Consider the following 19,877-nt stretch of genomic DNA (forward strand, 5'->3'; position numbering starts at 1 on the left):
AAGCGAAGGGGAGGGGATGGACAAGCCTTGCTGCGAATATAGAAAAAACAGAGCAGGGGCTCTGTTTTGTTCAATAGATGGCGATTAGCTCTTTCGTATATTCATGCCTGTCCTCTGCGAACATCTCGTGCCTGGCAAATTCGTCAACGAATTGCCCTTCACGCATTACCAGCAGGCGGCTGCTCATCCGGCTGACTGCAGCCAGATCATGGGAAATAAACAGATAGGCCAGATTCAGCTGGCGCTGCAGCTGCTCCAGGAGTGTGAGAATGGACCCTTGGGATAACACATCCAGACTCGCTGTCGGCTCATCGAGCACAATCATCGCCGGCTCTATGCTGATCGCCCTGGCTATGGTTACCCGCTGTTTCTGGCCGCCGCTCAGCTCATGGGGGTAACGGCCGGCGAGGGAAGAGGGCAGCTCTACTGCTTCCAGCAGCTCATCAACAAAGGCGGAGCGGGAAGCGCAGCTGAAATAGTTGTGCTGCATATGGCGGCCGTACTGGTTATACGGGTCCAGCAGGCTATCTCTGATGCGCAGCCGCGGATTAAGAGCCGCAGCAGGATTCTGGAACACGATTTGCATGTCCCGCCGGCAGGGGTTCAGCTGCTTTTCATTCAGCTGCTGGATATGCTGCCCCCTGAAGGTTATGGTTCCGCCTGTTACCGGCTCAAGCCGCAGCAGACAGCGTGCCAATGTGCTTTTTCCGCAGCCGCTCTCTCCGACAAGGCCCAGGCATTCGCCCTGTTCCAGGCTGAAGCTTACGCCACGGATAGCGTGTCTGCCATTCTTGTATTCTTTAGTCAGCTGTTCTACGGACAGCAGAGATGTACTCACCCGCCCACCTCCTGCAGTCCGGACGGCAGGCGGGTCAGCACAGGGGCAGCAGCGATCAGCTGGCGCGTATAATCGTGACGCGGGTGATCGAGCACCCTGTGCGTTCCTCCGGCCTCCACAATCCGGCCTTCCTTCATGACGGCAATCCGGTCGGTATGCCGCCGGACATGCCGCCAGTCGTGGGTGATAAACAGGATGGAGCAGCCGGTGTCCAGCCGTAGCCTGTTCAGCAGGCTCAGCACACGGTGTCCGCTTACACTGTCAAGAGCTGTAGTGACTTCATCCGCAATAAGCACATCCGGTGTGAACAACAGGGCAAGCGCGATGGAGGCGCGCTGTAACTGGCCACCGCTCAGCTGAAAGGGATACCTCCCCGCAAGGCTGCCTTCCAGTCCAACGGATTCCAGGGCAATAGCGGTACGGCTCCGGGCTTCTTTGAGATTTTCTTTATCATGGATGGCTATTGCCTCGCTAAAATGCTGGCCGATGGTACGGAAGGGGGCGAAGGCAGCCTGATAATCCTGGAAGATGTAAGCCAGCCTCCGGCCTAACACCTGTCTGATGTTTCGCCGGTTCATTCCCGTCAGCTCAGTATCACCTAAACGGATGCTGCCTTCGGCTGACAGGTTGGGCGGAAGCAGAAGGCCGGCACTGCGGGAGAGCAGGCTTTTGCCGCTGCCGCTCTGCCCGACCAGGGCGTGCCATTCTCCCGGCAGGACATTCAAAGACACACCGTCAACGAGCACCCGTGAACGGTTACGTATCGTAATCTCATCAAAATGCAGCATTATTCGCTCACCTCCTTTTTAACGTCGTAGAGATCCCGGATTGAATCTCCCAATACCGTAAAGCACAGGACGACTAGTACAATTGCCAGTCCAGGGAAAAGCATCAGCTCGGGAGCAAGCTGGAAATAGGGCCTTGAGTCGTTCAGCATCGCTCCCCATTCCGGTGTCGGCGGCTGTACACCAAGTCCGATATACGACAGCGAGGAGATCAGCAGAATAACCTTTCCCAGATCAAGACTGGCCAGGACCAGTACCTGTCCGGCAATATGCGGTAGCAGATGCCTGGTGAGCATTCTGGCCGGAGACAGACCGTTGGTACGCGCAGCGAGCATGTAATCCTGCTTAGATTCGGTTATAACGGTGGTTCGTACTACCCGGGCATAGCTGACCCATTTTACCATTACAATGGCAATGATCATGCTGTGCAGACCGGGTCCGAGCAGCCCGCTCAGCACAATGACGACGATCATGTCCGGGAAGGCCAGGAAGCCGTCGGCAATACGCATGAAGACGCGGTCCAGCCATCCGCCGCGGTAACCGGCTACCATGCCTGCCGTGGTGCCGATCAACAGTGCGGCGGCGAGAGCAAGCAGGCTGTATCCGATGGTCTGCTGTCCGCCGAGCATCAGCCGGGTCAGCACATCACGGCCCAGATGGTCCGTTCCCAGCGGGTGTTCAAGGCTTGGCCCCTGCAGGCGGATGCCCAGATCCGTCAGCGTCTGGTCATGCCGCAGAACAAAAGCTGTATAGAGATATACAAGAAGCAGTAGTGCAGCGGATATAACGGCTGCGCCCAACTGAAGCTTCCTGGCAAGACTTGTCTGAGTCTCTTTTAGCAAGCGTAGCATTTCTACACCCCGCCTCCTTTTAATCTGAGCTCAGGCTTCAAATAACGGTTCAGTAGATCAACCCCAGTATTCACAGCAAATACAGTAATAGCCATAACGAGAATATAGCCCTGGATAACCGGGTAATCACGCTGGCGGATGGAATCGACAATCAGTTTGCCGATGCCGGGATAAGCGAACAACACCTCGATGACGACGACTCCGCCGATCAGGCTGCCCAGACTGACGCCAAACACCGTAATGACAGGCGGCAGGCTGTGACGGAAAGCGTAAGTCCAGAAGATGCGCCACTCCGGAATGCCCCGGGCTCTGCCGGAGACGATGAATTCCTCCCCCAGCGAGTCCAGCAGGCTGGAACGGAGCAGCCGGAGATAGACGCTGGAAATCGCAAGTCCGAGGGTGAGGGAGGGCAGGATCATCGAAGAAAGGCCGCTGCGCCCCATTGTGGGGAGCCAGCCCAGCTGGACGGCGAACAGATCAATCAGGATCAGGCCGAGCCAGAAGCTGGGCACGGCTGCACCTATCACGGACAGGGATCGGCTGAGCTTGTCGAGCCAGCTGTCACGGTAAAGCGCGGACAAAGAGGCAAGCGGCAGGGTGAGCATGATCATGACTGCCAATGAGCCTAATGTCAGCTCCAGAGTAGCCGGCAGGCTGTCAGTAATCAGCTCAAAGGCCGGCTCGCCTGTGGCATAAGAGTTACCGAAATCCAGCTGCAGAAAGCGCCCCAGCCACTGACCATACTGAATAAGGAGCGGATCATTGAAGCCCATTTCTTCGCGCAGGGCTTCAATCTGCTCCTGGCTTACCGAGAGCTCGTCAACGTTCAGGATGGTCAGCGCGGGATCTCCGGGAGCAAGCCGGATGAACAGGAAGCTGATAAAGGTTATAAAGAGCAGAAACAGGACAACTTCAAGAAACTTGCGGGCAATAAGACGCAGCATTATTCCTGAACATCCAGTTCATTCGTAATCATGTAATACTCACTCCGGGTAGTCACCCAGTTCTTAACCTTCTCTTTGTTATAAGCAACAATGGTGGACGGATGAAGGATAAAGGAGTTGATCATCTGCTCGTGGACATAGCTCGCAGCCTGTTCTGCTAATGTTGCACGTTCTTCTGCACCCACGGTCTGATTCAGCTTATCAATAATAGCGGTCAGCTCCGGCTGTTCGGCGCCGCTGAAATTAAGGGCTCCGTCCGGATGATAGGTGGCATTCAGATAATAGCCGGCATCTCCGCGGGGAGCGGTCAAATTGCTGTAGGTGGCCAGATCCCAGTCCCGGTTCGAGGCCATATAATCCTCGGGCGTATCAATCTGGCGGATTTCAACCGCTACCCCGATCCGTTTCGCATCTGACTGGAAGACCTGGGCTATCAGCGGAAGGTCAGCGCGGGCGCTGTATGTAAGCAGTACAAGCTGAAGCGGCTTGCCGTTCTTCTGCATGACCCCGTCCTGAAGGGTGTAACCTGCTTCATTCAAATATTGGACAGCCGCTGCTTCACCGCTTGGCCCCGGTTCAAAGGAAGGGGCGAACGGCAGGGAGGGCAGGAAAGGGCCTTTTGCAGCTTCACCATAGCCAAGGAGGATCGTATCCACGATCTCCTGCCGGTTAATCAGCGCATCCACCGCGCGGCGGACCCGGACATCCTGCATGCTGTTGCGCTCCATGTTCATCGTCATCTGATGCACACGGAAGGTAGAGGTAGCCTCAACTTCGATACCTTTTTGTGCCCGCAGTACCTCCAGGCTTTCTACTTCGGGACGGTAGACAATGTCTACCTGGCCGGACTGCAGAGCGAGCGTGCGGGCATTGGCATCCTCGTTAAAGGAAAAGGTGACGGAATCAAGTTTGGACGCACCGTCCCAGTATGCATCATAGCGCGCAAGTTCCAGCTTGCTGCCCGGAGCGAAGGAGGCAAGCCGGAACGGTCCGGTGCCGGTGAGCCGCTGGTTGAAATCACCCTCCGTCACATCAATGATGGACACGTTCGGGTTGACCAGTTCACTGATGAATTCCGGGAAAGGCCGGGTTGTCGAAATCCGCAGCTGATAGCCTTCCGCTTCAATCTGCCCGATGTTGAGCGCATTGCGGATGGCGACATTCTCGGTCATGGCCCGCTCCAGCGATGCTTTTACAGCAGGGCCGTCCATTGCTTTGCCGTTGTGGAACGTGATGCCTTCCCGCAGGTTAATAGTCCAGTGGATACCGTCCGTTCCTTCCCAGGATTCAGCAAGCCAGGGGACGACCTTCAGCTGTTCTTCGTCCAGCTTGACCAGCGTTTCGGTAATGCCGGCGCGCAGCGGGACGTAGCTGGAATCGACATGAGGATCGAGTGAACGGGTAGAAAAATTATAGAGGAAGTGGATATGCTTTTTATCTGTGCTTTCGTCTGAGGCACTTTGCGGACGCTCTGAACATGCGCTTAATAGTGTCAATATAACGAGCATGGGCAGACTCAGGCAGAGCCGGAAGGCTGTACGGGAGGAGAAAAAACGCAGCGGAGATGGTCGTTTACTCTTTTTCATGATGCACCCTCTTAATTAGTAATAGTTACGAATAAAGATATTATCGTAAATATTACGATTAATCAACAAGAAATCTTTCAGATACGGAAAAAGACCGAATCAGCGGCTCTGAGAGAGCGGTGATCCGGTCTTCAATCTGAAAGGTATAGCTGTAGCAGGATGATTTGTTGACCGGCCTCCTTTTTTCATATCAAGCAGCAGGTGTGCAGGCTATTTTTTATATGCTTAAGTATCGACAAATCGGTCTACAAGTTGTAAACTGGAAAAAAACAGGAGGTCTACGAATTGTAAACCGTGAGGGGATGAATATATTGAAAGCAGTAAAGCTGACGGAAACGGAGGCCAGACTGGCAGAGCTGATCTGGAAGGGTGAGCCGCTGCCCTCCGGGGAACTGGTGAGGCTGTGCGAAGCCGAGCTGGGCTGGAAGAAATCGACTACCTATACCATGCTGAAACGGCTGGAGGCTAAAGGGCTGTTTCATAATGAAGACGGGACGGTGGTGTCACTGATCAGCAAGGAGGATTTCCATGCTGAGAGAAGCAAGCAGTTCGTGGAAGAGACGTTCGGGGGATCGCTGCCGCGGTTTCTCGCTGCATTTACGCGCAGCCGGAAGCTGGAGAAGAAGGAGATTGACGAGCTGCTGAAGCTGATTAACGAGAAAGAGGAGGAATAGTCATGACGGCTATTTTTCAGACCGTGCTGCAGATGAGCGTTGCCGGAAGCTATGTTATCCTGCTTGTACTGGTGGCTAGGCTTCTGCTTAGAAAAGCACCAAAAATACTTTCCTATATTCTCTGGTTCGCGGTGCTGTTCCGGCTGCTATGCCCTTTGTTTTTTGAAACGCCTTACAGTCTGCTGCCTGAATTGGGAAAGGGCAATCTGCAGACAGCCGGAGGCGGCGAACAGACAGTAGTGCAGCCTATAGTGCAGCCGCCTGTGGATTCAGGGGGAGATGCTTCAAGACCGGCAAACGGAACAACAGCAGGCACTTCTGGAGGTACTACTGCGGATGAAAACGGCATTATGGCGGATTCTGCTGTACCGGAAAGGGCTGGCGCACCTTTGGAAGCAGACGCTCATCCTTCGGCGGCAGAACGCTGGCAGACAGCTGCGGGGTATGTCTGGCTCGGCGGTTTGTCCGTTATGCTGGCCGGCGGTCTTCTCTCAGCCATTCGGTTAAACCGACAATTGAAGGCGGCTCGGCATCAAGCTGAAAATATTTATGAGTGGGGCGGGGCAAAGACTCCGTTCGTGTTCGGGCTGCTGAAGCCCCGCATCATTTTGCCTGCAGGGCTTGGGGAGCATGAACGCGGCTATATCATCCGGCATGAGCAGGTCCATATCAGCCGGCTGGACCATCTGGTGAAGCTGGCCGCTTTTGCCGCGCTCTGCCTGCACTGGATTAATCCGCTGGTCTGGCTGGCCGTCCGGTTCATGGATGAGGATATGGAGAAATCCTGTGATGAGGCGGTCATCCGGCAGCTGGGCAGCGGAATCAAGAAGGACTATTCTACCTCACTGCTCTCGCTGTCCACTGGCAGAACCTTCACAGGCCGCACTCCGCTTGCCTTCGGCGAGAACAGCACAAAAGGCCGGATCAAAAATATTCTGAATTACCGTAAGCCGTCCTTCTGGGCGGTTACGTCAGCGGCAGCATTAGTCATTATAACTGTTGCAGTTGCCGGTTTAACGGGAAATCTGCGGACACACAAGATGACTGAGGAAGATTATGCCAAGCAATATATCGCGGAGCAGATAGCGGGGATAGAGAACTTGATAAACGGTCCTGCCATTACAGACAGCGAGATAACTATGTTCGAGCAGGCGGGCCGGGTAGAAGGGCTGCTGCCTGAGCCGCTCGGGTTGTGGCGGCTGGAATACCGGCTGGAGCCGGAGGACATCAGCAGGCTGCCGCTGGCCGGCGGAATGAACGAGATTGACGGGAAAATTACCGAGGACAGCGGAATGGGCAAGCCGGTGCTTGTGTTCGCCTATGAAGGAAATACACCTCGATACGAGGGTGTAATCTGGACCGGAGCGTATGATCTGGACATTCCGGCCGGACGTGAAACGGCCCTGCAGGTCTTTTTCGAGGGCAAAGGACTGTTAGAGCATGAAACATACAGCGGTAATCATGCGATTGCAAAGTTTGTAATGTCGGACGGAACGACAGCCCACCTGCTGCTGTCCCAGCCGGCTGTGCAGGGCGATTCCGGCATCTGGGTTGTCGAGCGCTGGAAAGACGGCAACGGCTATGAGTATTACGAGACTCCGGATACAGCCCTCCCTTCAGCGGAGTATTTTGCCGGACTGCAGGCAGAGGCAGGCCAGGGGCAGCAGGCGGCTGAACGGCTGGACCCTCAGCAGGTCGCAGCCAGGTTCGTGCAGGAGGAGCTTGGCTGGAATATAGCCAAGGAGAAGATAGACCTGCAGATTCCGGCAACAGCTGCAGATTTCACTATATCTCCCATAAGTGAGCTGCTCGGCTACGTTAGCGGTATGACTCTGGCGGAGCCAGGGTTTAAATTCGATAACGCGGAGTGGCTGACGGAGGATGAAGATCCGGCCAGGCTGCGGAGGCTGGGCATTGACCCGGAACAAGATATGCCGGGTGGCTTCTACATCCTGAATAAACTTGCGATTAAGGATCCGCTGGAGCTGTCGGATGAAGCGGAGTTTGCTATTATAGACGGCGCAACGCCAAAAGCAGTCAGCAGGGCGGAGTTTGTAGAGCGGCTGGATTTAATGACCGATTTCGGGATGCTGTGCACCGTTACAACTCAGGATGGCAAAGTAATCCGGTTAGCCGAAAGATATCTGCCATAACGTTAAAAAGAGGCCGTACCTGAGAGCTTACAGCTATAAGCCTTAGGTGCGGCCTTGATGCTTCAGAGAAACATATAGCCTGCCTGCAAGCTCCCGGTACTCCGGATGGCAGGGAGCAGCGCCGGGAACACACGTCCATTCAGCAGGAATTCCGGTAGTCCCGGGGGGATGCTCCCATTACTTTTTTGAACATACGGGAGAACTGGAACTGGTCATTGTAGCCGACACTGCAGGCGATTTCGCTCATGGAAAGAACGGACTTGCGGATCAGCTCGCCGGCCCGGTTCATCCGGTACAAAATCATATATTGCTGAGGGGTAATTCCTGTAGCATCCTTAAATATTTTGGATAAATATTTACGGTTAATCTTCAGCCGCTCAGCCAGCTGTGCGACGGTCAGGTCCGTTGCATATTCCCGCTCTATGAATGTAATCGTCTGCTCGACATATTGGCCTTTGGCTCCGGTTGATCCAGCCGGCACAGACGCCGGGTCCAGTATGACGGACAGGAAGGAATAAAGCGCACCGAGCAGCCTGAGCTCGTCCGTTAGCGAATGCTCTGTCGCCTTAAACATTTCCAGAAAGCAGGACTGAATATATTCGTCCCGGCTTGAGCAGAAGATGGGCTGTTGATCCGATAAAAGCGAGCGCTTGAGATAGTAATCCACCTGTATTCCGTTGAATGCAATCCAGGAGTAGGTCCACGGATCTTTATCGTCTGCCTTGTAGTATGACAGATTCTCCGGACTGATCAGAAACCCCTGTCCTTTCCCGAGCCTGTATGTCCTTCCGCCAGTCCGGAATTCTCCTTTGCCGCTATGAATATAGTGGATTTTGTAATAATCGCGGACCATAGGACCGACCTCATGGGCCGGGGAACACTGCTCTGTTCCGCAATAATATAATTCCAGATCGACATTATGAATGTTGGGATAATTAGAAAACTGGTATTGTACAATATCCATCCGGCTGCACCTTCACTCTCTTCTGCAAGACAAACATGGCGATAGCGACATGATGTCATGAATTGGTGTTATTATGTCATTCAGCTGTAGCGTTTTCACGCCTATAATGAGGCTAGTTCATAAGCTTATTATACAGTAGGCTGTCTTGTCTGAGAAACGGGATAAGCAGCTGTGAGGAGGTATTGTGTTGGACGATAACTTATTGCCGGACGGAGTATGGCCGGTTATGCTTACTCCGTTCACCGAGGATAACAAGATAGACTATGCTGCACTCGAGGAACTGATTGAATGGTATCTGGATCAGGGGGTACACGGCTTATTCGCAGTCTGCTTGTCCAGTGAAATGCTCTATTTGTCGCTTGAAGAGAGGGCCGATCTTGCAAGATTTGTTGCGGAAAAGACAGCCGGGATGGTTCCGGTCGTTGCTTCCGGGCATAATTCAGATGATCTTGAGGAGCAGATCGCCGAAGTATCGGCTATGGCGGAGACAGGCGTGGATGCTGTAATCCTTGTAACCAGCAGGATAGCGGGTCCTGATGATGACGATGAGGTATGGAAGCGGAATCTGAGCGTTATTATGGAACGTCTGCCCGATGTCAAGCTTGGCCTGTATGAATGTCCGGTGCCGTATCACCGGCTGCTGTCTCCTGAGCTGCTGCAATGGTGTGCACAGACCGGGCGCTTTTTCTTCCTTAAGGAAACGAGCTGTGATCTGGAGCAGATAGGGGCGAAGGTTGCAGCTGTTCAGGGAACGCCGCTCAAAATCTACAACGCCAACGGCACCTCCTATCTGGGTTCCCTGCAGGCAGGTGCGCACGGCTACAGCGGGATATTGACCAACTTTCATCCTGACCTGTATGTATGGATTGCTGACAACTGGCAGCAGGAGCCGGCCCGGGCCGAGCAGCTGCAGCTGCTTCTTGGACCGCTTCATTTATTTGAGGGCCGCCATTACCCGGTGAATGCCAAATACTTGCTGCAGCAGAAGGGGCTTAGTCTGAACCTTCATTCCAGATCCTTGAGCCATGAGGCACTCAGACCGGTCCACCGGCTGGAGGTAAAACAGTTCCTGAAGCTCAGCCAGCTGTTCCGGCAATCCTTCCTGGCTGACTAGCCGCTCTGCTGCGCTTCCGCCGCCAGCATCAGCTGATAGATTTTGCGGGTCGTGTTCACATTGCGGACGGTCATCAGCTTGTAGACACTGCTGCCGATGAGCTTGGCCATTGCACTTTTGACCACATTCTCGCGCTCCACGGAATATAATACTGCGCCGGGAACGTAGAGAAGGGTACCGATTCCTGGCTTCAGCGGCAGCTTGTCCAGTACGGATGCATCGTCTGCCTCATCCCACAGGAACATGACATCGCTCCGGAGCTTGTCGTCGTTGCTCCAGGAGTCAGGAAGGGCCTCCATGACTGTGCGAAGCTCATCCAGGCTCCGGACCAGTACTTTAATGTTAAGGCTGAAGTCTTTTTGAATAGCCTGTTCGAGCAGTTCCGGTAAATCCTCCCGCGGATGATCAGCCGCAAAGATGATATTCCCGGAATTGATATAGGTGGTTACAGAGGTCATACCGGCCTGTTCAAACGTCTGCTTGAGCAGCTTCATATTAATAATGTTGTTACCGCCCACATTGATCCCTCTAAGTAGTGCAACAAAGATCATCCTAATCCCTGCTTCCTGTAATCTTGACTTTTCCATGTCCGTAAACTTTACAAACAGTATCTTAATCGATATACTTTAAATATAACATTTCAGGGTTCAGAACAACAGAAAGGGGCTTACGCCAGTAGGCTCCTTTTGTATTTCTAACCCAATTCAAACAGGAGGGCGAAGGTCATTCACAAGGAAAAGATTATGGTATGTGTTCATTATGGTCCCCACGGAGAGCGTTTAATCCGGCGCGGTGTCCAGCTGTCCGAGCTTATCGGGGCACCGCTGTATGTGCTTAATGTCGATAGTTCGGATACGGATGAATACAATCAGAGCAAGGAAATGTTTATGGCTGTCTGGAAACGTCTGGCCGAGGAAGCCGGAGCTGAGTTCATGGTCCGCAAACGCCGGGGCCGCAAGACTACAGATGTTATCGTTGAAGCAGCTGAAGAAAAAGAAGTAACCCAGATCATTATCGGACAGTCCGCACAGACGCTGTGGCAGGAGCTGACCAAGCGTAATTTTGTCAATGAGCTGATCAGCAAAATGAAGATGATGGATCTGCATGTTGTGGCTGTCCAGCGGATGCGCGCGGGTCTTGAGGAAACGCATGAGGAAGGCGTTGTTTCTTATCTGGTCAAAAACGGCGGTGTTTATCAGCTTAGCGATGAGCCGGAGGGAACAGATTTTATTAAAGGTAAATATTTTCATGAATTGCATACCGAATTTGAGAATGGCTTGTTCAGAATTGAGCAAGATGGTAAGGCGAGATATTTGCATATCTGCGAGGGGGTTTTGACCGACCCGTTGTAGCCGGTTTTTACTTCTGGGAGTAAGTACCATTGTTCACAACTTAAAAATACAGGGTGGAAAAGGAGGCTTGCCTTTGCTTCATATAACCGTTCTTGTTCCGTTTCTGCTGGCCCTAATGATAGCGCTTCTACGCGGGAAGCTGCCAAAACTCCATAGAGGGTGGATGGTGCTTGCCGGACCGCTGGCGTTGTTCGTTTATTTTTTGACCCGCATACCGGTCATCAAGGGAGGGGACTCCGGATACGAGACTGTATCATGGATTCCGTCACTTGGCATTGATCTGGTGTTCCACCTGGATGGATTAAGTTTGCTGTTTGCATTGCTGATTACAGGGATGGGGACGCTCGTCATCACCTATTCCATTTACTATCTGGACAAACGCAAGGAAGAGCTGACCCCGTTTTATGTGTATTTGCTGTTATTTATGGGGGCAATGCTTGGAGTCGTACTGTCGGATAATCTGATGGTGCTGTACGGCTTCTGGGAGCTGACCAGTGTCTCCTCATTCCTGCTGATTGCTTTTTGGCACCGCAGACAGAAGTCACGTTACGGTGCGCTCAAGTCGATGCTGATTACCGTCTTCGGCGGTCTGGCGATGTTTGCAGGCTTCCTGATGCTGTATGTCATGACCGGGACATTCAGCATCCGGGAAATCTGGAGCCAGGCGGGCGATATTAGCGGACAAACGCTATTTATACCTGCGATGCTGCTTATTCTGCTGGGTGCCTTCACCAAGTCAGCCCAGTTTCCGTTTCACATCTGGCTTCCTGATGCAATGGAAGCGCCGACTCCGGTCAGTGCTTACCTGCATTCGGCAACCATGGTCAAAGCCGGCCTGTATCTGGTGGCGCGTTTTAGCCCGGTGTTTGCGGGGCAACATGAGTGGTTTTGGATTGTGTCGGGTGTCGGCCTGATCACCTTGATCTATGGATCGATCCAGGCGATGAAGCAGACGGACCTGAAGGCTCTGTTAGCCTACTCCACAATCAGTCAGCTCGGACTGATTATGGGATTACTAGGTATGGGATCGGCAGCTTCATTCTATACGGGTGAAGAAGCTGTATACTATACCGCCGCAACAACGGCAGCGCTGTTCCATTTATTCAATCATGCCATATTTAAAGGTTCACTGTTCATGGTTGTCGGAATCGTCGACCATGAGACGAATACCCGTGATCTGCGCAAGCTGGGCGGACTGGTATCCCTGATGCCGGTTACCTTTACAGTCGCGCTGATCGGCAGCTTCTCAATGGCGGGTCTGCCGCCGTTTGCCGGATTCCTTAGCAAGGAAATGTTTTTCACTGCAGTTCTGAATATCAGGGAGCTCGATATCCTGAGTGTGCAATCCCTGTTTACAATCGTTCCGGTTGTAGCCTGGATTGCAAGCATCTTTACCTTTGCGTACAGCATGATTATGGTTTTCCATACCTTCTTCGGAAAGTACCAGCCTGAGAAGCTGGATAAGAAACCGCACGAGGCGCCGTTCGGGCTGCTGCTGTCGCCGATCCTGCTGGCTTTGCTGGCAATAGTGACCGGCCTGTTCCCGAATATGCTGTCCAAATCGCTGATTGTACCGGGTATGAATGCGATCCATCCGCAGATAGCAGCGGGCTCCCCTTTTTACGTCAATATTTATTTCTGGCACGGCTTCACTACCGAAGTCTGGATGACGCTGGGTGTTATTCTTCTGGGGATTGTTGTATACCGGATCTATGGCCGGCTTAGCCTCGTGGATAAAGATTGGGGCAGGGGCAGAGGCTACACGCTCAACCAGGTATATGACGGCAGTATCCGGCTGGTTGAGCGGACTTCACGTTCGATTACCGGACTGTATATGACGGGCTCCATGCGACATTATCTGATGTATATTTTTACATTGATCATTGTGGTTGTAGGCGGCTCCATGCTGTATACAGACGGCATTACCCTGGGTCAGGGCGAGTATGCCCCGATATCCTTCTTTGAAGTTGTTGCCGTACTGGTCATGCTGACCGGTACACTGGCCATTCCGTTCGCCAAGTCCAGGGTGTCAGCGATTCTGCTGACAGGCATGGTGGGCTATATGGTAACGCTGCTCTTTATCCTGTTCCGTGCACCTGATCTGGCACTTACCCAGATGATTGTCGAGGTAGTGTCGGTCACGCTGTTCCTGCTCTGCTTCCGGCATCTGCCAAGGCTTGGACGGGATAAGGTCAAGTTCCGTTTGAAACTTCCGAAGCTGATTATATCCATCGGGTTCGGTGCAACCATGACGCTGGTCGCTCTGGCGGCACTTGACAGCAGCCCGTTCGAATCTATATCAACCTTCTATACGGAGAACAGCTATAAGCTGGGCGGCGGTAAAAACATTGTTAACGTTCTGCTCGTGGATTTCCGCGGCTTTGATACGATGTTTGAAATTACGGTGCTGGGACTGGCCTCACTGGCCATCTATTCCATGATCAAGCTGAAGGTGGAGCCGGACAACAAGCCTGCTGCCGTAAAAAGCATGTTTGACGATGAGAAGCCCCGCTACTCCCGCAGCAACGATGTGCTGCTTCAGTCGGTGGCAAAGGTTGCATTCGTAATCATCATAACCTTTTCGCTGTATCTGTTCTTTGCCGGCCATAATAATCCCGGAGGCGGCTTTATCGGAGCGTTGATGGCTGCAGCAGCGCTTATACTGCTGGCTATCGCGTTCGGTATGGATTTTGTCGAAAAGGTTCTTCCGGTGAATTACCGCAAGCTGATAGCAGTCGGTATCATTCTGGCTTTCCTTACCGGTATAGGGTCGTTTGTATATGATGTACCCTTCCTCAGTCAGGCCTTCGGCTATTTTGAACTGCCGGTGATGGGCAAGACCGAGCTGACTACAGCGATGCTGTTCGATCTCGGCGTCTATCTGGCGGTTATCGGTGTCACTATGAATATCATCTTCACGATCGGGAGGGATAACTGATGGAGCTCCTTATTGCCCTGGCGATCGGTGTCTTGTTTACTGTAGGTGTGTATCTGGTTCTCTCCAAAAGCCTGCTTCGTATCCTTCTGGGGACGACACTGATCACTCACGGGGTTCATCTGCTGCTGCTGACCATGGCCGGACTGAAGACCGGCGCTGCCCCGTTGCTTGGCGAGAAGGCGGATTCTTATGTCGATCCCTTGCCGCAGGCGCTTATCCTCACCTCGATCGTCATTAGCTTCGGGGTGTCGGCTTTCTTTATCGTCCTTGCCTACCGGGCATACCGCTCGGCTGGTATGGATGATGTGGAAGGCAGCAAGGGGGAGAGACAATGAACAATCTGCTGGTAATGCCACTGCTGATCCCGGCTTTTACAGCGGTGATCCTGATTTTTCTTAAAGAGCAGATTGGCCTGCAGCGTATTATCAGTGCGGCCAGTGTGTTTCTGAATATTGCCGTTGCTGTAACGATTGTATATCAGGTCAAAACAGACGGGATTCAAACGCTGTATATGGGAGGATGGCTGCCGCCGCACGGCATTGTCTTTGTTGCTGATATGTTTGCGGCGCTGCTCGTTTTGATAACGGCAATCGTAGGTGCAGCATGCCTGTTCTTTTCCTTTGCCAGTATCGGCGAGGAGCGGGAACGTTTTTATTACTATACGTTTTTCCATTTCCTGCTGACCGGTGTGTTTGGATCCTTCCTGACCGGTGACCTGTTTAACCTGTTCGTTTGCTTTGAAGTACTGCTGGTTGCTTCCTATTCCATGATTGTGCTGGGCGGTACGAGAGTCCAGCTGCGCGAGACACTGAAATATATACTGGTCAATGTCATTTCCTCTGCTCTGTTTGTAGCCGCAATTGCTTATCTGTATGGTGCGATAGGCACGCTTAACATGGCGCATCTGGCAATGCGTGTCGCAGAGGCCGGACAGGGCGGCGTCATGAATGTTATCGCTGTGCTGCTGCTGCTCGTATTCTCGCTCAAGGCGGGTCTGCTGCTCTTCTTCTGGCTTCCGGATTCCTACAGCGCTCCTCCGCTGGCGGTAAGGGCATTGTTCGGCGCATTGCTGACCAAAGTAGGACTGTATGCCATCACCCGTGTGTTTACGCTGATCTTTATCCATAATCCGGATCTGACGCATTCGCTGATGGCCTGGATGGCGGGAGCAACAATGATTCTGGGAGCGATCGGAGCACTGGCGTACAATGATCTGAGCCGTATTTTCAACTATAATATTGTAATCAGCGTGGGCTTCGTTGCCTTCGGCATATCAGTCCTGACCGAGGATTCGCTCAGCGGGGCCGTGTTCTATCTCATGCACGACATGATTGCCAAGGCGCTGCTCTTCTTCCTGGGAGGAATGATTCTGGCCGCTTCAGGAACAGAGCAGCTGAAACAGATGGGCGGTCTGATCCGCAGATACCCCTATACAGGGTGGATGTTCTTTATACTCACGCTTGCCCTGGTGGGTGTACCGCCGCTTAGCGGCTTTGCCGGGAAGGTAATGATGATCCGCAGCGGGTTCGGTGAATTACATGTAGCACTTTCACTGATTGCGCTGGCCTCAAGCTTCGTTGTCCTGTACTCGCTGATCAAAGTGTTCCAGGAGGTATTCTGGGGCGGTGAGAGAAGCGATGAGGAAATTCATCCCCTGCGCTACAAAGCGATGATGGCGCCGGCTGCTGTGCTGTTTGTCCTCGTGATTCTGATGGGTGTCGGTGCCGAGACGGTGAACGAATATGTTCTCCAGGCCGGAGCTGTGCTTGCTGATCCGGCACAATACATTAACGCTGTCATGAAGGAGTAGATGCGGATGGCTTTTCAAATATTGTTAAATTTCATGATAACGTTTCTGTGGATGTTCCTGAATAATGACTGGACAGCTTCCGGCTTCATTGTCGGCTATGTGCTTGGTATCCTGGTATTGTTCGGCCTCCGGCGTTTCTTTGGCGGCCGCCTGTATCTCGGCAGGGGCTGGGCGATTCTTAAGCTGGCTGCGCTGCTGCTGCGGGAACTGGTGGTATCCAGTTATGTGGTGGTTAAGGCCGTGCTGAGACCGAATCTCAACATCCGCCCGGCCATTCTGATGTACACTACGGAACTGAAGGCAGACTGGGAGGTTGCCGTGCTGATCACGCTGCTCTGCCTGACTCCGGGATCGGTTGTGCTGGAGGTTTCCAAGGATAACCGGACTCTGTATATTCATGCAATGGATATCAAAGATGCTGAACAATTCAGAGACAATATCCGCAATACGTTTGAACGCGCGATTCTGGAGGTGTCCCGTTCATGATTCACTATATACTCATGCTGGCGATTTCCATTATGGTCATCTCAATCGGCATCTGTGCCTGGAGACTGGTGAAGGGGCCGTCACTGCCTGACCGGATTGCTGCGCTGGATACGATCGGCATTAATCTGCTGGCAATGGTGGCGGTACTCTCGGTACTCTTTAAAACGCAATCCTTCATTGAATATATTCTGCTGATCGGAATCCTCTCTTTTATCGGAACGATGGCCTTTGCCAGATATATCGAAAGGAGAGTGGTGTTTGAACATGGAAGTGATCAAAACGATAATTGAAGTGCTTTTTGCACTGCTTATTCTGACAGGGGCGCTGCTTAGTGCGGTCAGCTCGTTCGGGCTGATCCGTCTGCCTGATGTGTATCTGAGATCACATGCCGCAGCCAAAAGTGCCACGCTTGGCGTTCTGTGTGTGCTCAGCGGCGCATTTCTCTACTTTGCCTTTTTCCTTGATTTCATCAGCGCCAAGCTGCTGCTTGGAATTGTGTTCGTATTCATGACCTCGCCTTTGTCGGCTCATCTGACCGGGCGTGCTGCATACCGGACCGGGGTTCCGTTATGGAACCGGCGTATCCAGGACGATTTGAAAGAGGTCCTGGAGAAGGAGCGGGTCAATTCTGACCCGACTGCATAGGTTCAGAATTGAAGCAGGGATGTCTTCTGGCCAGTGCTGGCTGAGAAGCATCCCTGTTTTTATGCTTAAATGCTGGGTTGCAGTTTCTTGCGGTTAGAGAAGATGCCATTAATCCGTTAGCGAAACACTGCTAGGCTGAGCAGTGCGTCTGCGGTATACATACAGCATGACATACGAGAGGACAAATGCTGCTGTTACAAGCCATAGCGGAATCCGCGGGTCCAGCTTGTAAGCCCAGCCGCCGATGATGCCCGCAGGTGCGGTGAACAGCAGGATCAGCACGGACAGCATGGAAAATACCTTGGCCCGTTTGTCATCATCAATGGCGTTCTGTACGGCGGCTTCCAGATAGGGCGAGCTGATCATCAGTCCTACAGCTGCCAGAATGGTGCTCAGACCGATCCACAGCAGGCTGGAGGAAGGGTAAATGACCAGCATGACATTCGAGATTGCAGACAGTCCAAAGCCGGCCATCATGGCACGGTGAGCGGCCTGATCGGGAATCTTGGGCATAAGCAGCCATAACGTCACCAGCATAATAATAGAAGAAACCGCCGGGAACAGGGAGATGATGCCGCTGTCAATCCGTAAGTAGTCAGCCATATAAAGCGAGAGATAAGTCGTCTTGAGCGTTGCCTGGAAATTGAACAGAATATACACGCCAAAGATCAGCAGCAGATTGCGGTCCGTTCCCAGCTCCCGGAAAGCGCCGCCATATATGGCCATGCTCTCTCTGAGTCCAAGCTCACGGGTCTCCTCGCGCTTTCTGATTCCTGCCTCTGTCTCACGTGTCGTCAGCTGGCGCCCGACAAACTGAAAGGTCATGAACAGAAAGGCGATCACGTACATAATCCGCATGCCAGTGACCATACCGTACTGATTCACCAGGAGGCCGCCCAGCGGTGCGAATAATCCGCCGATCACACCGATGATCTGCAGCAGGGTGAATACATAGGTCCGGTCTGAGGGACGGGTATCCTCAACAATCAGACAATAAAATGCGATATGCGGTACACGCTGGAAGCCGTTGATGATGGCAGCCATCACAAAAAACCACAGGTTTTGCGAAAAGGCCCACAACAAGGTAGCCAGACTCCAGCTGAGCAGGTCAAAATACAGGATCGCCCGTTTGCGGCCCATGCGGTCGGTTAAATATCCGCTCAGCAAAGAGGAGAGTACCTGCACAATCAGACCGATGGTTGTAATCCAGCCGATGTTCAGCTCGGTCAGTCCAAGCTCATACATGTACAGGGTAGCGTAGGTGGAGAACATGCTGTACGGAATCAGGAAAAAGGGCTCAAAGGTCAGGCAGCCCCGGCTGTTTCCCTGCAGCCGCGGAAAAAAGGTTTTTGCCATGAAGAAGTCCTCCGGATAGTAGAAAGAGATTATGAAGTCCAAACTATTAAATGATAATTATAAGATAATGTCAATATAAGGGCTGATAGAGGGGGCATGTAACCGGCTGAGGCAGAAACCGCTTCTATTTAGAACTCTTATCTGGTGCGGTAACCGCGGAAGTTGCAGCGGGGTTTGAAGTTACAGTAGACTAAGTTATAGCAACAGCAGAACTCCCGAAACGATAATTAATGCTGAGCTCACTCCAACGAACAAGGTGGTTAACATGTTTATAATTCTCGGACTCGTATTTATTGTGTTATATGCTGCAATTGTATTCTATATTGGCTGGAGCGGCTGGAGCTGGATTAAACCCGCGGTATCGGCCAGATTCCGTCTGGTCTATATCATTCTGCTTGTTTTTCTGGCAAGCTCGCTGATTCTGTCCAGAGTTGTTGCCGGATCAGCTGTTCTGAGCGTAATCGGCAGCTACTGGCTGGCCCTGTTCAGTTTATCTGTGCTGGTGCTGCCTGTCATTCATCTGATCGTCTGGTTAACGAAGCTGTTTAGGCTGCCGCGCCATGCTGTCCAGAAATGGTCAGGAATAATTACTTTGCTGCTGCTGGCTGGTCTGATCGGGTTCGGCAGTTATAATGCTTTCAGCCCGGTTACACGTTCCTATGACATCACCATCGATAAGCCCGGCCCGGAGAGCGGCAAGCTGCATATTGTGATGGCATCAGATATGCATTTTGGATACCTGTCGGGCAAAAGCCATGCAGAGCGGATGGTCCAAGAGATCAACGCACTTAAACCTGATATCGTGCTTCTGCCCGGAGATATTGTGGATGATGACATTATGCCTTACAAAAATAAGGGGATCGGGGATATTTTATCCGGAATAGAAGCGCCGCTGGGAGTGTATGCCTCCTTGGGGAACCATGACCGGTTCGAAGGGGAGACAGAGGAGCTGATCAGCCTGCTGGAGGAGAGCGGAATGCAGGTGCTGTATGACGAGACAGTCCAGATTGGAGACTGGCTGACACTGGTAGGGCGGAAGGATTATAGCGACAAGGAGAGAGCGGGGCTGGCTGAGCTTATGAAAGCTGCAGACCGCACCAAGCCCGTTGTGATGCTGGAGCATCAGCCGGTTGAATTCGCCGCCGCAGAGGAGCAGGGCATTGATCTGATACTGTCCGGCCATACCCATCGCGGGCAGATCGCGCCTGCTAATCTGATTACCTCACGGATTTTTGAGAATGACTGGGGTTATCTGCAAAAAGGGAAGATGCACTCCATCGTATCCTCCGGATACGGCTTCTGGGGACCGCCGATCCGTATCGGATCGCGGTCGGAGATTGTGTCTATACAAGTGACGTTTGCTGACTGACGATTAAGCTTA

19 protein-coding genes are annotated in these 19,877 nt (G+C 52.6%); 11 read left to right on the forward strand and 8 right to left on the reverse strand.

What is annotated here, in order from left to right; all coding sequences use genetic code 11:
- Window positions 1-70: 70 nt before the first annotated feature.
- Genes AC4G46_RS14440 through nikA form a run of 5 tightly spaced genes read right to left on the reverse strand, consistent with a single transcriptional unit; the run spans window position 71 to window position 4,926 of the window.
- Window positions 71-838, reverse strand: a complete 768-nt coding sequence (locus tag AC4G46_RS14440; protein WP_491128540.1) for an ABC transporter ATP-binding protein — start codon at window positions 836-838, stop codon at window positions 71-73.
- The gene (locus AC4G46_RS14445; protein ID WP_491128541.1) at window positions 835-1,626 is read right to left on the reverse strand and encodes an ATP-binding cassette domain-containing protein; all 792 of its coding nucleotides are present in this window, start codon (window positions 1,624-1,626) and stop codon (window positions 835-837) included. The genes AC4G46_RS14440 and AC4G46_RS14445 overlap by 4 nt, the downstream gene beginning before the upstream one ends.
- A complete protein-coding gene (gene nikC, locus AC4G46_RS14450; protein ID WP_491128542.1) occupies window positions 1,626-2,474 on the reverse strand; it encodes a nickel transporter permease in 849 nt (282 codons plus the stop codon). The genes AC4G46_RS14445 and nikC overlap by 1 nt, the downstream gene beginning before the upstream one ends.
- 2 nt (window positions 2,475-2,476) lie before the next feature.
- Window positions 2,477-3,418, reverse strand: a complete 942-nt coding sequence (nikB, locus tag AC4G46_RS14455) for a nickel ABC transporter permease (RefSeq protein ID WP_491128543.1) — start codon at window positions 3,416-3,418, stop codon at window positions 2,477-2,479.
- The gene (nikA, locus tag AC4G46_RS14460) at window positions 3,418-4,926 is read right to left on the reverse strand and encodes a nickel ABC transporter substrate-binding protein (RefSeq protein ID WP_491128880.1); all 1,509 of its coding nucleotides are present in this window, start codon (window positions 4,924-4,926) and stop codon (window positions 3,418-3,420) included. The genes nikB and nikA overlap by 1 nt, the downstream gene beginning before the upstream one ends.
- A gap of 389 nt (window positions 4,927-5,315) precedes the next feature.
- On the opposite strand from nikA, the gene AC4G46_RS14465 reads away from it, so the two are divergent.
- Window positions 5,316-5,678, forward strand: a complete 363-nt coding sequence (locus AC4G46_RS14465) for a BlaI/MecI/CopY family transcriptional regulator (RefSeq protein WP_491128544.1) — start codon at window positions 5,316-5,318, stop codon at window positions 5,676-5,678.
- A 2-nt stretch (window positions 5,679-5,680) separates the two neighbouring features.
- Window positions 5,681-7,831 (forward strand): M56 family metallopeptidase, encoded by a 2,151-nt coding sequence (locus tag AC4G46_RS14470; RefSeq protein WP_491128545.1) that lies wholly within the window; start codon window positions 5,681-5,683, stop codon window positions 7,829-7,831.
- Between the two features lie 139 nt (window positions 7,832-7,970).
- On the opposite strand, the gene AC4G46_RS14475 is transcribed toward AC4G46_RS14470, so the two are convergent.
- Window positions 7,971-8,795: an AraC family transcriptional regulator gene (locus AC4G46_RS14475; protein WP_491128546.1), complete on the reverse strand. Its 825-nt coding sequence runs from the start codon at window positions 8,793-8,795 to the stop codon at window positions 7,971-7,973.
- Between the two features lie 187 nt (window positions 8,796-8,982).
- Here AC4G46_RS14475 and AC4G46_RS14480 point away from each other — a divergent pair, with 187 nt between their 5' ends.
- The gene (locus tag AC4G46_RS14480) at window positions 8,983-9,909 is read left to right on the forward strand and encodes a dihydrodipicolinate synthase family protein (RefSeq protein ID WP_491128547.1); all 927 of its coding nucleotides are present in this window, start codon (window positions 8,983-8,985) and stop codon (window positions 9,907-9,909) included.
- Here the strand turns inward: AC4G46_RS14480 and AC4G46_RS14485 are convergent.
- Complete coding sequence (locus AC4G46_RS14485) at window positions 9,906-10,460, reverse strand: DUF1697 domain-containing protein (protein WP_491128548.1); 555 nt, start codon at window positions 10,458-10,460, stop codon at window positions 9,906-9,908. The genes AC4G46_RS14480 and AC4G46_RS14485 overlap by 4 nt on opposite strands.
- Before the next feature lie 192 nt (window positions 10,461-10,652).
- Here AC4G46_RS14485 and AC4G46_RS14490 point away from each other — a divergent pair, with 192 nt between their 5' ends.
- The 7 genes from AC4G46_RS14490 (at window position 10,653) to mnhG (ending at window position 17,140) form a co-directional block, all read left to right on the forward strand.
- A complete protein-coding gene (locus tag AC4G46_RS14490) occupies window positions 10,653-11,261 on the forward strand; it encodes a universal stress protein (RefSeq protein WP_491128549.1) in 609 nt (202 codons plus the stop codon).
- Window positions 11,262-11,328: 67 nt separating this feature from the next.
- Complete coding sequence (locus AC4G46_RS14495) at window positions 11,329-14,199, forward strand: Na+/H+ antiporter subunit A (RefSeq protein WP_491128550.1); 2,871 nt, start codon at window positions 11,329-11,331, stop codon at window positions 14,197-14,199.
- Window positions 14,199-14,534: a Na(+)/H(+) antiporter subunit C gene (locus AC4G46_RS14500; RefSeq protein WP_342566002.1), complete on the forward strand. Its 336-nt coding sequence runs from the start codon at window positions 14,199-14,201 to the stop codon at window positions 14,532-14,534. Before AC4G46_RS14495 ends, AC4G46_RS14500 begins: the two co-directional genes overlap by 1 nt.
- On the forward strand, window positions 14,531-16,009 hold the full coding sequence (locus tag AC4G46_RS14505; protein WP_491128551.1) for a Na+/H+ antiporter subunit D: 1,479 nt from the start codon (window positions 14,531-14,533) through the stop codon (window positions 16,007-16,009). Before AC4G46_RS14500 ends, AC4G46_RS14505 begins: the two co-directional genes overlap by 4 nt.
- A gap of 33 nt (window positions 16,010-16,042) precedes the next feature.
- A complete protein-coding gene (locus tag AC4G46_RS14510) occupies window positions 16,043-16,495 on the forward strand; it encodes a Na+/H+ antiporter subunit E (RefSeq protein ID WP_491128552.1) in 453 nt (150 codons plus the stop codon).
- Window positions 16,492-16,785 carry a Na(+)/H(+) antiporter subunit F1 gene (locus AC4G46_RS14515; RefSeq protein WP_491128553.1) on the forward strand — a complete coding sequence of 98 codons (294 nt, stop codon included), beginning with the start codon at window positions 16,492-16,494 and terminating at the stop codon, window positions 16,783-16,785. Before AC4G46_RS14510 ends, AC4G46_RS14515 begins: the two co-directional genes overlap by 4 nt.
- Entirely contained in the window at window positions 16,760-17,140 is a 381-nt protein-coding gene (gene mnhG / locus AC4G46_RS14520; protein ID WP_491128881.1) for a monovalent cation/H(+) antiporter subunit G, read from the forward strand. The genes AC4G46_RS14515 and mnhG overlap by 26 nt, the downstream gene beginning before the upstream one ends.
- Window positions 17,141-17,248: 108 nt before the next feature.
- On the opposite strand, the gene AC4G46_RS14525 is transcribed toward mnhG, so the two are convergent.
- A complete protein-coding gene (locus AC4G46_RS14525) occupies window positions 17,249-18,496 on the reverse strand; it encodes an MFS transporter (RefSeq protein ID WP_491128554.1) in 1,248 nt (415 codons plus the stop codon).
- Window positions 18,497-18,761: 265 nt separating this feature from the next.
- On the opposite strand from AC4G46_RS14525, the gene AC4G46_RS14530 reads away from it, so the two are divergent.
- Complete coding sequence (locus AC4G46_RS14530) at window positions 18,762-19,865, forward strand: metallophosphoesterase (RefSeq protein ID WP_491128555.1); 1,104 nt, start codon at window positions 18,762-18,764, stop codon at window positions 19,863-19,865.
- The last annotated feature ends 12 nt before the right edge of the window (window positions 19,866-19,877 follow it).

The organism is Paenibacillus sp. fava2 (genome assembly GCF_058313675.1).